Source organism: Pseudomonas hunanensis (assembly GCF_013393325.1).
Taxonomy (GTDB): domain Bacteria; phylum Pseudomonadota; class Gammaproteobacteria; order Pseudomonadales; family Pseudomonadaceae; genus Aquipseudomonas; species Aquipseudomonas putida_P.
Map to the genome: position 1 here is coordinate 1 of NZ_QJRC01000088.1, position 12,842 is coordinate 12,842.

The 12,842-nt window shown below is 49.3% G+C and carries 9 protein-coding genes; 4 read left to right on the forward strand and 5 right to left on the reverse strand.

Annotated features, from left to right (window positions below):
* Nucleotides 1-18: 18 nt before the first annotated feature.
* The 4 genes from DM807_RS13225 to DM807_RS13240 form a co-directional block, all read right to left on the reverse strand.
* Nucleotides 19-1,169 (reverse strand): IS3-like element ISPpu22 family transposase gene (locus tag DM807_RS13225; RefSeq protein WP_085985440.1). Its coding sequence is split into 2 segments (ribosomal slippage): nt 19-935 and nt 935-1,169, totalling 1,152 coding nucleotides; the frame shifts between segments, so codons are not numbered across the junction.
* Between the two features lie 758 nt (nt 1,170-1,927).
* Nucleotides 1,928-2,617 (reverse strand): M23 family metallopeptidase, encoded by a 690-nt coding sequence (locus tag DM807_RS13230; RefSeq protein WP_012274902.1) that lies wholly within the window; start codon nt 2,615-2,617, stop codon nt 1,928-1,930.
* A 6-nt stretch (nt 2,618-2,623) separates the two neighbouring features.
* The gene (locus DM807_RS13235; protein WP_012274901.1) at nt 2,624-4,063 is read right to left on the reverse strand and encodes a hypothetical protein; all 1,440 of its coding nucleotides are present in this window, start codon (nt 4,061-4,063) and stop codon (nt 2,624-2,626) included.
* 10 nt (nt 4,064-4,073) lie between these two features.
* Entirely contained in the window at nt 4,074-4,907 is an 834-nt protein-coding gene (locus DM807_RS13240) for a hypothetical protein (protein WP_148043760.1), read from the reverse strand.
* A 665-nt stretch (nt 4,908-5,572) separates the two neighbouring features.
* On the opposite strand from DM807_RS13240, the gene DM807_RS13245 reads away from it, so the two are divergent.
* From DM807_RS13245 to DM807_RS13260, 4 genes are all read left to right on the forward strand, one after another.
* Nucleotides 5,573-6,601 (forward strand): DUF4238 domain-containing protein, encoded by a 1,029-nt coding sequence (locus DM807_RS13245; protein WP_060514735.1) that lies wholly within the window; start codon nt 5,573-5,575, stop codon nt 6,599-6,601.
* Nucleotides 6,602-7,699: 1,098 nt separating this feature from the next.
* Nucleotides 7,700-8,671, forward strand: a complete 972-nt coding sequence (locus DM807_RS27940) for a TauD/TfdA family dioxygenase (RefSeq protein ID WP_179027449.1) — start codon at nt 7,700-7,702, stop codon at nt 8,669-8,671.
* A 358-nt stretch (nt 8,672-9,029) separates the two neighbouring features.
* Nucleotides 9,030-9,572: an aspartate/glutamate racemase family protein gene (locus tag DM807_RS13255; protein WP_179027450.1), complete on the forward strand. Its 543-nt coding sequence runs from the start codon at nt 9,030-9,032 to the stop codon at nt 9,570-9,572.
* Between the two features lie 126 nt (nt 9,573-9,698).
* Nucleotides 9,699-10,922, forward strand: a complete 1,224-nt coding sequence (locus DM807_RS13260; RefSeq protein ID WP_179027451.1) for an MFS transporter — start codon at nt 9,699-9,701, stop codon at nt 10,920-10,922.
* A gap of 382 nt (nt 10,923-11,304) precedes the next feature.
* On the opposite strand, the gene lpdA is transcribed toward DM807_RS13260, so the two are convergent.
* Nucleotides 11,305-12,705, reverse strand: a complete 1,401-nt coding sequence (gene lpdA / locus DM807_RS13265; RefSeq protein WP_012274895.1) for a dihydrolipoyl dehydrogenase — start codon at nt 12,703-12,705, stop codon at nt 11,305-11,307.
* Between the last annotated feature and the right edge of the window lie 137 nt (nt 12,706-12,842).

Here is a 12,842-nt window from a genome sequence, read left to right on the forward strand (position 1 = left end):
TGAATCGCCCCTGGTTTCCTAGACACTCTCCAAGCTCAGAAAATAGCGTTTCTCATACTCTACTGGCGACAGCTGCATAGCACTGCTGTGTCTGCGCCTTGGGTTATAAAACATTTCAATGTAATCGAAAATATCACTTCGGGCTTCGTCACGTGTTGCGTAGATTTTTCGTCGGATTCGCTCCCGCTTCAAAAGCTGGAAAAAGCTTTCGGCTACGGCATTGTCGTGGCAATTTCCCCGCCGACTCATGCTGCTGATTATATTGTTGGCCTTCAAGAAGCTTTGCCAGTCTGAGCTACTGAATTGACTGCCTTGGTCTGAATGGATCATCACTTGCTGCCGTGGTTTGCGGCGCCACACGGCCATCAACATCGCGTCAAGCGCCAGGTCGCTGCACATGCGGGGCTTCATTGACCAGCCAATCACTTGGCGGGAAAACAGATCCAGGACTACCGCTAGGTACAGCCATCCTTCATAGGTGCGGATGTAAGTGATATCGGTTACCCAGACCTTATTCGGCTCACTGACTTTGAACTGCCGCGCGAGATGGTTGGGAGAGGCCACTGTTGGCTTTCCACCGTAAAACCCTGGACGCCGCCGATAGCCCGTTTGCGAACGCAACCCCTCTGCCTGCATCAAGCGTCCGACTCGATTGCGCCCGCATGTCTCTCCCAGCTCACGCAGGTCATCATGAATTTTGCGGTAGCCGTACACACCTCCGCTTTCGAGCCAAGCATGTTTGATCAAGCCAAGCAGACGATGATCTTCTTTTGCTCGGGCAGATTGAGGCTCGGTCAGCCAGGCGTAGTAGCCGCTGGGATGCACCTTTAGGGTTTGGCATAGGCGCCGCACCGGGTGATCCGTCGAGTGCTTCTTGATGAAGGCGTACTTCAGTTGCACTCCTTGGCAAAGTACGCGGCGGCCTTTTTTAAGATGTCTCGCTCTTCAGTCACGCGCTTGAGTTCTGCGCGAAGCTTGCGCAGTTCGGCTTGCTGCTCATCGTCTTGCTGACGCTGCTCTTGGGGTTTGCTGTAGAGCTTGATCCAGGCGTAGAGGCTGTGAACAGACATGCCCAGGCGCTGGGCAACATCGGCGACAGTCTTGCCTTTCTCGGTCACTTGCTTGACCGCTTCGATTTTGAATTCTTCGGGGTAACGCTGACGACTCATGACACCTCCTATTTGGGCCTCATTATGAGGCTTGGAGGTGTCTACGAAACCAGGGGCGATTCAGAAGGCAACCTCCTTGTAACCGACGCCCAGAAGAAGACCTTTGGAGGTAGCATTTCGCGCCTATCCAAAAGTGAACACATTCCTAATGACGTACTGGAGAGGTTCCAGGCCTTGTTAAAGGACCGAAACTGGTTGGTACATAGCTCAAACGCAGATAGCAAGAAAGCTCTGGATGACGACGTTGCCTACAGCGATCTTCACAGAAGGCTGCAATCTATGTTGGACGAAGCTGGGCGACTACTGAAGGAAATCTCCGCGCTTTCGGAAAAATTCGTGTTGAGCCATGGTGTATCAGTGGAGGCTCTAGAGGCCCGGATCGCCGAAAGACTGGGCGAATGGCAGAGCTAAATAAATGCCCCTGTAGACCTAGAGCCAGGCGTAAAGGCTGTGCACGGTGCATGTCCAAGCGCTGGGCGACATCTGCGGGGCACCTTCTATTTGGGCCTCTTATGAGGCTTAGAGATGTCTAAGGAAAGCACCTCACATACGATCAACGCATTCAGGTCCTGCGCCCAGCGTATGCACATGCAAAAGCATTAGCCGTATTAGGTTCACCCAACCTATCCGAGCAATGGCTCACTAAACCTGCCATGGGGCTTGACGGCAAAGGCCGATTGACCTGCTCGAAGACCAAGACAACCTAGAACTCCTTGATGACTTCCTGGGCCGACTTGAATACTGCGTTTACCAATAGCTCATGCGAGCCCAGACACATCGGGAGCATCAATTCTATCGTAGTCCTGCTGCCTTAGTTCATTGCGTCGCTGAATTAGGCTGTCCAAGAGTTGGTCTTCAAATGACTTGTAACGCTCAACTGCACCATCCTCACCGAAATATAATTTCTTGGGATCTGCGAAGCCACCATCTGGCTTTATTACCGAATAATGCACATGATCACGGATTTTTCGGAGAGGGTGAACATCTCCAATCACACCGATCGGATCACCTCTTTTTACATATTTACCGAGAGGGAAAACGCGCCCACCTATTGGCCCCTCAGAATCCAGATACATGTGAAGAATCCTGTGCTCATAACCATTCTTATCTTTTATACGCACAGTGCCATACTGACCGCCTGAAAAAATTACTTCTCCGCTAACCGGTGATCTAACGATAGGTCTCTCCCACGTTGGGAGATGCTCTGTATTATACCTGACGTCAATATCAATGCCTGGCGCGCCGGATGGTTTTTCTCGTGCTAAATGTTCAGCAAAGCCCTGCCCCACGACTTCGACTGAGTTTTCCAACAAATCAGTCGGTCGAAATCCCCATACACGAACAACATATGCATCAGATCGTTCCGGCGGCAGCGAATTTAGACCAGCCAAATAATTAAAGCGAAGCAAGTCATTACTATTATGGAGAGTCAAAGTCCTATCAGGCATAGCAGCCTACCTATAAGCAATAATATCGAGCTCAATTTTAATGTCATCAATCACAGAAAGAGGTTCGCCCTCATCAGACTGCGACGCCACCAAAGCAGTCCACTGACCAATAACAGATCTACCGACGACAGAGCGCCCGCCACAGCTTGCCTCTCTATGATCTGGGCGACGGGACGTCACACTCCCAAACCAAAGACAAGCGCTGTTATCTTGAGATAAAATTTTGCTTTTACCATCAAGCTGGATAATTTCAGCCGATGTCGGAAGATTGTAATTGAGGCACCAAGAACCTACAGCATTAGTCTTCAAGAAACTTCTTGCTCCCCTTATCCGGACGCACTTTAGATCGCCAAATTGCGAGGCTGGAACGTTAAATATAAAACTTCCCGTTGCTACGCCTTCTTGCCATCCTTGAGCACCACATAGTGTACGCAGTGAAAAAGAAATAGAGGTAACAATTTCGCGCCCTGAAAGACTAGCTAGATCCTCAGTACGCTCTCTGATCCAAACTATAAAATCGGAAAGCGAAGCCGCTGGACCAGGAATGGGAACTGAAATACCCAATATCGACTCAAAACCTTCCCTTACTGCCACCGCCCGACTGTAAGCACTTATAAAATCCCTTTCGAAGAGAGCCTGATTCTCAAGCATTCGCTCTCTATAGTTCAGACCAACTCCTGGCTGAACCGCAAATGCGGCCCGCTTTTTCCGCGCGCTGACTTCAATTTCGAATAGATCGCCTTTCGCCGCCTCATTAACTAGCTCGTATTTTACTCGGCTATCTGCTACCTCTTTCATTTTTGAGTGGAACACCACGCTTGGATTTGTAGAAAATGTATCTGCCTGAGCAGAAATCAACTCACAGCTCAAGGTATTCTCAGCTAGTTCTTCAGCAGCTTTTCTTACAGCTGCAAAATTAGTATATGCTGACAGAGATGCTACTGAACCCGAGAGCTGGACACGCTCCTGTCCCAGTCTACTTCCAGTACCCCGGATACTCTCGGCAATGCGCTTAAGTTTAAGCGCCTCTGAAAAGCTTTGTTCTGAGGTATCGTGAAGTTCAGCTTCTAATCGGCTCGTATGACCTGACAGCGAGAACTCTCCAGCGGCAATCTGCCGTCGGCGGACTAACTCTTGTGCCTCCAGACTCTCAACTTCAAGCCAAAAATCAAGCGCCTTGGCCTCAAGATCCAACTTGAGCTCTCTTGCCTGAGCACATCTTGATACCAAAACTGCAGCTTCTTCTAACAGTTGCTCCATTGCAAAGCAGGATAAACTAGCTCCCAAATTTACCTGTATGGCACGTTCTATCAATTGTGCTTCCGGTGCGTGGAAAGCTGGATAATCAGTATCTTCGCCAGGAAGCAGCGAAGGAAATTTTTCCCTAATTTTTTTTGCAATCGAATCGAGATCCTCCACCGCTAATCCGCACGATATATCACTCATATCAACCTCCCTATATCTCTTGCCTCGCAGTTTCTATCGCCAAGCAGGAATCAAATCTAGCCCCTGCCATCGAGTACTTACCTAGAGACTGGGTTTTATGAACACAGTCATGTCTTATCTCAACCTTGAATTCATGCCCATCAGGGACAAGATCAGTTGAATAAATATCTGTCAAAAGCATGACTTTTCGATATGGAGCAAGTATCGGCTCAGAGTGCAATAGCTGGTTATTTGTCCCATTTAATATATTTAAAATGAAATTACCAATCCCACCCTCTTGATCCTTCCAGATTGTTCCGGCAAGAGAAAAAACCATTAAAATATGCTTATCAGCAACACGACGCTGGCGCAGGGATAAGGTAATCGCCATGTCTCCTTCAGTATCCTGAACTCCGCCTTTACATCTCCGCCCCGCAGCTATCCCAAATGATTGAGAAACACTTATAAACTGCATATCAAAAAATAACGTATATCTAGTGTGATTCGCGTCACCTGAATACCACTCTTCGGAAAGAACCATTCTGAAACCCTTCACCTCCTCTACAAACCAAATCGAGGGCAATGCGGGCGTGTTTTGATTGCCAGGGCACTCATGGTCTGTTACGCCGTCATATCGGAATGCGCGCTTATCAAACGGCCCTTGCGTGTCTACAGATCGATTACTTTGGCTACCCTCCATCGACCAGCTTACCAAACCCCTTCGCACGCAACTATTAAGCGGAAATGCGTCATTCTGTGAGTCGATCAAATCTGACTCAATAATGTGTTGCGCCGAGCCAGTTGATAGATCGTTTTCTTTCCCCTCGCACACGGGAATAAGAGGCGCCAAAATGTTTCGACTCATAGCAACTCCTTGTAATCGATAACAGCTTTCTGATTTCGATTATTAAATCTTAGAAGTAAATCACCATTAAATATCTCTACTACACTTCATTTACTACCGATGGCGCATCGAGAAATTTTCATGACTTTCAGAATAGCACCACTTTCGAAAATCGCCAGTAGGATGAAATCATCGCCACCTTAAATTATAAAGCTGCAACTTACATGACTGAAAAAACCACTGGTACACCCAAGTCCGCCAGACAAGCTATAACTTTCACCAAGAATACGAACTGCTAAAAAATACTAGGGAACATTGCATTCTCACGTAAGCGAAGAGAGTTATGGGAGAGTGTGCCAAGGAACTGTTAGCTTGCATGGCCCAACACCCGATTGTACGATTCCCGGCTGATATCGTTCAGGCCAGGTGAATTCCAGAGCGAGTACGAATTTGACCGGACTAACCGCTATTTGGTGAGGGGATTTGGTACTCGTTGGCCATCTCCTGATGATCAGCAAGCGGCTGCCGAGAAAGCTGATGCGCGAGGCGGGAAACGGCATGCCAACAAAAAGGAAATAGGGGCGACGCTGGACTTCGTCCAGGATGCTTCGGGATAAGGGTCGCTGGCGAGCCACGCCTGCGAGCACGGCTGCCAAGTGGCAAGGCATTTGAGGAAGTAGAAGGGAATGAAAGGCTTCAAAAAGGACAACCATTACGTACCGCAGTCGTATCTGAAGCACTGGACGATAGAGGGAAAAGTCCTTGCCTATCGTCTGCTAGTACCCCATGAAAAAAGCGCGATTTGGAAGCCGCATTCAACCAAAAGCGTGGCGGTGCTTCGGCATCTTTATACTCGTTTGTCTGGCTCTGAAGCCAGCGACGAAGTCGAGCGATGGCTTGAACGTGACTTCGAAACTCCTGGACTGGCATCCATCGAAAAGGTAGTGAGCGAGTCGCGGTTGACCCGAGAGGATTGGAACAATTTGTTCCGCTTTGCTGTTGCGCAATCGGTCCGTACTCCTGCGCAAATGCAGATCTTTATCAAACGCCAAAATGAAACGCTTGAGGCATTGCTAACTGAGGTCATGGAATCGTCAGTGCGCAAAATCGAGGCAGCGTCAGCCGCTGGAGTTCAACTTGAACCCCCTCCGGTTTTAGACCCACACTGCAAACTTCCGCTGAAGATTCATCGTGTGAAGAATGAGGATGGCGAAGAAGGCATCAAAGCCGAGATTCTGGTCGGGCGGAAGTTTTGGCTCTGGCAGATTGAACAAGTGCTCAAGGGCACTATCAATCGGATGCCAAATCATCGTTGGACCATCCTCCACGCGCCGCCAGGAGTCACCTGGCCAACGTCCGATAACCCATTCATGAGGGTAGGAGCTGGAGCGAATGGAACATTTAGTCTTGAAGGCGGTTGGGATGTTCCAGGCACACAGCTGTTCATGCCACTCAGTCCCAAGCATCTTCTGTTCACGTGTGTTGGCTCACCGTGCCCTCGGCGCGGCACCACGCTGAGTCTGGCTGAAGCAGCTTTTTTTAGGACGATGATTTTGACCGGGGCCCATTACTACTTGTTTGCGACAGATACGCGAGATATTGAAGAGTACAGGCCCCGTACCGTCTGTCCCGAGCAATTTAAAGCAGTGCGGAAGCATTGGGAGGAATGGCATGAGACTCAGTCGAGAGAGGAAGCCAATTACCCCGACCTGTAATGCGTGCGAGTCGCCTACGCTTCTATAAGGAGAATCCCGCTTTCACAAAGGCGCCGCTGGGATCGGTATGCTGGCCACTGCTCCCCTAGCATTGCAGCAAGAAAGCAGAAAGCCCGCCATCTGGGCCGGGCTTACAAGGGTCTCTGAGGGGAGACCATTGCCAACAGAGTTTCAGAGCAGACCTCTTCAGGTTACGCATTCTGCGCGGCCTACCTGTTCATCGTCAGGCTGAGGGTTGCTTCTGGTTGGATGCGAGACAGTTTTTAATATTTTTCAGAACCGAAAAGCTTCCCCAGCGGTAGGGTGAGACAGACTTTAAAACTCATTCCACCACGCTACAGGCCCCAAGATTCGTGCTGATACGAGACAGACTTTAATGTCTACGATCACAAAATTGGGTTTAGAGAATTAAAGCTGTCGCAGGAGCCGGTGAGGTCCATCTCATCGTCTCCTGCGAGGCTTCCGGCCCTTCGTCTGAAGCTTCGCCCCTTACCTTTTCTGCTCTTCAGGGACCCGCAACCCGTGCTGTTGCGAATCCAACCTGATGAAATGCCCCTTTCGGATGTTGAACGAAACCTTTACTTACAGTTCCACGACTCTGACTTAGATATTCTGAGGTCTGCGAGAGTTTTGAAGATATTCTAGGTTTTGTACGAAATTCCGGAAACCCAATTACTACCCCGCTGAAGCATTTTGTAGAGTTCGCAGCGTCATACGTTTCAACGTGTACGTTCTGGACCAAGCTACTTGCCCCTATTCTCATTTAAATGCACCGCATCTTTCGAAGTGGTGCATTTTTTGTTCCGCAAAATTATAGCTTTCAATGCTTTCAAAATCCGCGATTTTATTTTTCGCACAAAAGAATAAGAAATACCCTACGTCTTTGAATATTGACCATGCCCAGCAAATTTCCTTATCGTAATTCTTACATCAAAACAACCGTGATTGGATATTTTTCGACATTAAATATAAGACAGAAAAGGTTGCCAATTTCCAAGTCTACGGTCAATCGAAGGACGTGGAGTCTTAAATTTCGACCAGTGCCTAAGATAGGTTTCGACAGGTTTGATCACAGATACGAAGGGGTAACATATTGTGGTGACTGAAGTAAAGAAGCTTGTTCTTACCCATTATGAAAAACTGCAAGTTCGGGGTTTGTTGGATGAGGTTATTAAAGAGCCCGGAATGACAAATCAGTACAGCTTTATGGAAAAAGCAGTTCTGTATGCCCAAGAATTGCCACGAAGCATTCGTAAAGTATTCTACGACTTCAAACGAAAAGAAGAATTTGCGGCTCTTCTAGTTTCCGGGAATCCCGTTCTTCGACATGGTGCAGGGGCAACGCCAAAAGGGTATATTGAATTAGAAGAAGACTATTGTTTGAGTGACGCAAAAATCTTGCATGGCCTATACGGGTCATTACTGGGCGAAGGTATCGGATTCACTTCGCAGCGCGGGGGTAGCCTGTATAACAATATTATACCGTTTAAAGGGTATGGATGCATTGCCAATTCAAGTTCTGGGTCTGTTCTCGATTTTGGATTCCATGTAGAAGATGCATTTCACCCTGCTCGACCAGAGTACTTAGGGCTCGTGTGCATGCGTAATGATGAACGTGCAGCGACAGTTCTTTCGAGCATTGATGGCATCAAGCTTAGCGAGGAAGAAATGAATGTGCTATTTGAGTCGAGGTTTAGAATTTCTCACAACCCAATACACAACACATCTGACGTGGTCGAAGAAAACGCCCAGACAATTCTATTTGGCCATAGAGACGCACCCTGTGTAAAAATTAATGCAGCCACTTTGGATGTCGGGGAATATGAAGGCATCGAACGTCAAGCGTTGGAAAAACTCTTAAATCACTTTTCAGAAAATCGCGTGACACTCATACTTGAGCAAGCGGATTGTGTCTTCATCGATAACTACCGGTGTGTACATGCACGTGATTCGTTCAATGCTAATTACGGTGGTGGCGCCCGTTGGCTATCTCGGGTTGTATTCGCATCAAGCCTGAGGAAGTCCCGAGAAATGCGGGACTCGGTAGATACTCGCGCTATCAATGCATAGGGTGAAGGCCGATGCATATCCTCAATAGTTCACTGGCGATTGCCTTCAGCTTTTGGCTGGATGACGAAAATAAACTATATAGCAGTCAATGGTTGAGTGCGAAGCGGCCAATTGTAGTATTGGATTCTGGCGTAGGGGGGCTAACACTGTCCCGGCAACTGGAACTTCTACTTCCTGAGGCAAGTATACTCTATGTGGTAGATAATGAATGGTTCCCGTACGGTAGCAAGTCCGGGGCTGAAATTTCTCAAAGGGTACAGCATTTAATTGATCAGCTCTATACACAAATTAGGCCGTTAGCTATCGTTGTAGCGTGTAATACCGCTTCCGTCGCTATGAAGGACTATGGTCTAGACTCATGTGTTCAGCACTGTTTCTTAATAACGCCCCCCTAGAGGAAGCTGTTGAAATTTCCGACCAAAAAAATATCGTATTACTTGCCACTCCCGGCACGGTTAAGAGTAGGTATATTCGCCGCGCGATGGCCATAACAAGAAATCGGGCCAATATATGGCCAATAGCTGCGCAGCCGTTGGTAGCACTGTCTGAAGCCCGATTGGCAGGGCAGGTAGCAAGTTTTGCTAGTTTCACTAAGCTTGTGGATGACCATCTCACTACAAAACAGCGATTTTCAATTGACACAGTTATCCTTGGTTGCACTCACTTCCCTCATGTAATTAAAGACTTGGAAGGGATATTCCCATCCGTTCAGAATTGGCTCGACCCTGCAAAAAAAGTTGCTCTGCGGGTCGCATCTACAGTGAAAAAAAAGCACGCTTCCATTAGCCAGCCTTTAAAAGCTGTTATCTTTACAAGTAAGCAAGATATTATTGGCTATCGCAAGGTGTTTTCGAAAAATGGCTTCTGCACAGACATCAAAACCTTGACCGCTAATTTTTGATCGTTGGTTGGTCAGTCAACTAACATACGTTGTTAGAAACTGGAAATTTCATTGGTGCAGGCAGAGAACTTCAAATGTCAACGCAACGTCTTAGTGTCAGGTTTTTAGAAGTGGGGGATTTGACGCATGAATTTTCCAAATAAGAATTATCGTTGGGTAATTTTAGCTGTGGCTACTTTTGCACAAGCTAGCGCTTGTTTTTTCGTTCAAGGCTTTGGGGCTATCGCGTTAAATGTTCAGTCCGAGATGGGCCTCAGTAATTGGCAGATCGGCACATTGGTTTCGGCAGCACAGTTGATTCCGCTTTTTGGTCTATTGATTGCTGGCGAGCTATTGGATAGGTACAGTGAGCGATTTGTTGTTGGTGTAGGAACAGTAATCGTTGGCGTTTCATTGTGCTGCGCAGCGCTGGCAAATTCTTACACTGAATTGCTTATGATCCTAGTACTATTAGGTTTTGGATACAGCACGGCTCAGCCCGGAGGAAGCAAGTCTGTATCTAATTGGTTTCAAGGTAGTCAGCTAGGTTTTGCAATGGGTATTCGACAAGCTGGATTACCCCTGGGCGGCGCCATGGCCGCGTTACTACTTCCATTTTTTGCCAGCCAATACTCTGTTCAAACAGCTTTTTTGGTGGGCGGACTTGTAGCGTTGTTTGGTGCCATCTTATTTGTTTTGCTGTATAAAAAACCTGAGATAAGTCAGGGCATCGAAAGAAAAAAAATCAATCTAAAATTGGCGGCTGTGTCCCGACTGTCTATGGTAACCGAACCTGCCATGAGAAAAATCATGGTGTCCGGTGCTAGTCTCACTGCCTCACAGTATGCCATTTCAGTCTTCTTAGTTTTGTATCTTTATACCTCAGTTGGGCTTGATAGATCTACTGCGACGATGATGTTCTTCGTGGTGCTAGGGGCAGGCATAGTCGGAAGGGTTGTCCTAGCGGCTTGGAGTGATCATTGTGAGTCAGGAAGGTACTACCCCGTGATGACTTGTCTCGGTGCGGTAGCGGCCATATTGATGCTGTTACCCTTTTTGAATACAAAAAATTTGTTAATGCTAAGTGTTTTTATGGCGTTCACTGGTTTTTTTGCATACGGATGGTACGGTCCATGGGTAGCTTACATTGCAGAAACTGCTCCTGCTGATCGCAAGGGTTTTGCGCTGGGAATGGCCATGACAGCTAATCAGCTCTCCGTTGTATTGATTCCCCCGATTATTGGCTTATCACGGGATAGCCTTGGTACCTATGCTTATGGTTGGGGAACTTTAGCAATAGTATCTGTCATTGTGCTATTTACTACTTTCAACAGAAAACAGGGGAAATTAGACAAGAGAATGTGCAATTGAGGCGAAAAAAACAAAGCAGATTTTTGTGAGTAATGAGGGTTCTAGGCTCTTTTTGAAGAGTCTGAGAAGATGGTCAGGCAAGGCGAAACCGCCGAGGAAGCGCAGTTTACTGGAGTAAATGAGCATTCCTGGGCGGTTTTCAAAGGAGCATCACCGAGAATCAAGGCTTTTCAGACAGGGGCTAGGCTCTGTACGAAAAGAGATGTCGCAAACACCGAATAGAGCAGGCCAGCTAGACCATAGCTGCATAGCTTTCCGCGACCTTTTCGAGGAAACAGCGCACCCAGGCATACGATCAGGATCGTCATTCACAATCAATGGCTACGTTAACCTGGCCGCTTGCATCCTGATCTTGAATGGCCACTGCTGCGAACAGCTGCGGTCAGATCTGCATCGCCATGCCGTCCACATTCATCGCTGCCTGGCGCAGGGCCTCGGAGCGCGTCGGGTGCGGGTGGCAGGTGAGGGCGATGTCTTCTGCCGAGGCCGAGAACTCCATGGCCACGCAGAACTCACCAATCATTTCACTGACGCTTGGCCCTACCAGGTGTACGCCCAGTACTTCATCGGTTTGGGCATCGGCGATGACCTTGGCGAAGCCTTCGGTCTCGTGGTTGATCTTGGCCCGGCTGTTGGCGGTGAAGGGGAACTTGCCGACCTTGTAGGCGCGTCCTTCTGCTTTGAGCTGCTCCTCGGTCTTGCCCACGGTGGCCAGCTCTGGGCGGGTGTAGATCACGCCAGGGATGAGGTTGTAGTTGACCTCGTGGGGCTTGCCGGCGATGCGCTCGATGCAGGCTACCGCTTCGTCTTCGGCCTTGTGCGCCAGCATCGGGCCGGACGTGACGTCGCCAATCACCCACACACCTGGCACTGAAGTGCGGTGGTGCTCGTTACCGAGCATGCCACGCTTGTCGGTTTCCAGGCCCACGCTTTCAAGGTTCAGCCCTTTGGTATAAGGGCGGCGGCCGATAGCCACCAGCACGTAATCGGCCTGCAGCGATTCTGCGGTGCCGCCAGCGGCAGGCTCCAGCGTCAGGCTCACGCCATCGGCACTTGCAGTAGCCTGGGTCACTTTACTGCCCAGCTTGAACACCATGCCTTGCTTGGCCAGTGCCTTCTGCAGGGTCTTGGCGGTTTCCGTGTCGGTGCCTGGGCAGATGCGGTCGAGGTATTCGATGACGGTGACCTGGCTACCCAGCCGGCGCCAGACCGAACCCAGCTCAAGGCCGATTACGCCGGCACCGATGACGACCAGGTGCTTGGGCACTTGCGGCAGCGACAGCGCACCGGTCGAGTCGATGATGCGCTGGTTGTCGATAGTCACGCCTGGCAGGGGGGTTGGCTCGGAGCCGGTGGCGATGACGATGTCCTTGGCCTGCAGCGCAGTTTCGCTGCCGTCTTCGGCCTTGACCACGACCTTGCCCACGCCATCCAGGCGCCCCCAGCCTTTGATCCAGTCGACTTTGTTCTTGCGGAACAGGTACTCGATGCCCTTTGTCAGGCCGGTCACGCTCTCATCCTTTTGTTTCATCATCTGGGCGAGATTGAGGGTGGGCTTGACTTCGATACCGAGGTGGGCGAATTCGTCACCGCTGGCGGCTTCGTAAAGCTCGGAAGCATGCAGCAGTGCCTTGGAAGGCATGCAACCAACGTTCAGGCAGGTGCCGCCCAAGGTCGAGCGGCCTTCCACGCAGGCGACGCTAAGGCCCAGCTGGCCAGCGCGGATGGCGGCGTTGTAGCCGCCAGGGCCACCGCCGATGATCACCACGTCATAAGATTTCATGGGTTCAACTCCAGGATGTAGAAGCGCGAGAGGGGCATAAGGTTAAGCTGAGAAGGAAAGATTGTATACAATCCACTGCATGGATAAGAACAGTTGGTTCTAGACCATGGTCTTGTTTAGAGGAAACATCCCACCAA

Coding starts and splice junctions, on each gene's coding strand:
- lpdA (WP_012274895.1), bottom strand. CDS start 12,705: ATGAAATCTTATGACGTGGTGATCATCGGCGGTGGCCCTGGCGGCTAC.
- DM807_RS13255 (WP_179027450.1), top strand. CDS start 9,030: ATGTGTTCAGCACTGTTTCTTAATAACGCCCCCCTAGAGGAAGCTGTT.
- DM807_RS13230 (WP_012274902.1), bottom strand. CDS start 2,617: ATGCCTGATAGGACTTTGACTCTCCATAATAGTAATGACTTGCTTCGC.
- DM807_RS13240 (WP_148043760.1), bottom strand. CDS start 4,907: ATGAGTCGAAACATTTTGGCGCCTCTTATTCCCGTGTGCGAGGGGAAA.
- DM807_RS13245 (WP_060514735.1), top strand. CDS start 5,573: ATGAAAGGCTTCAAAAAGGACAACCATTACGTACCGCAGTCGTATCTG.
- DM807_RS13235 (WP_012274901.1), bottom strand. CDS start 4,063: ATGAGTGATATATCGTGCGGATTAGCGGTGGAGGATCTCGATTCGATT.
- DM807_RS13260 (WP_179027451.1), top strand. CDS start 9,699: ATGAATTTTCCAAATAAGAATTATCGTTGGGTAATTTTAGCTGTGGCT.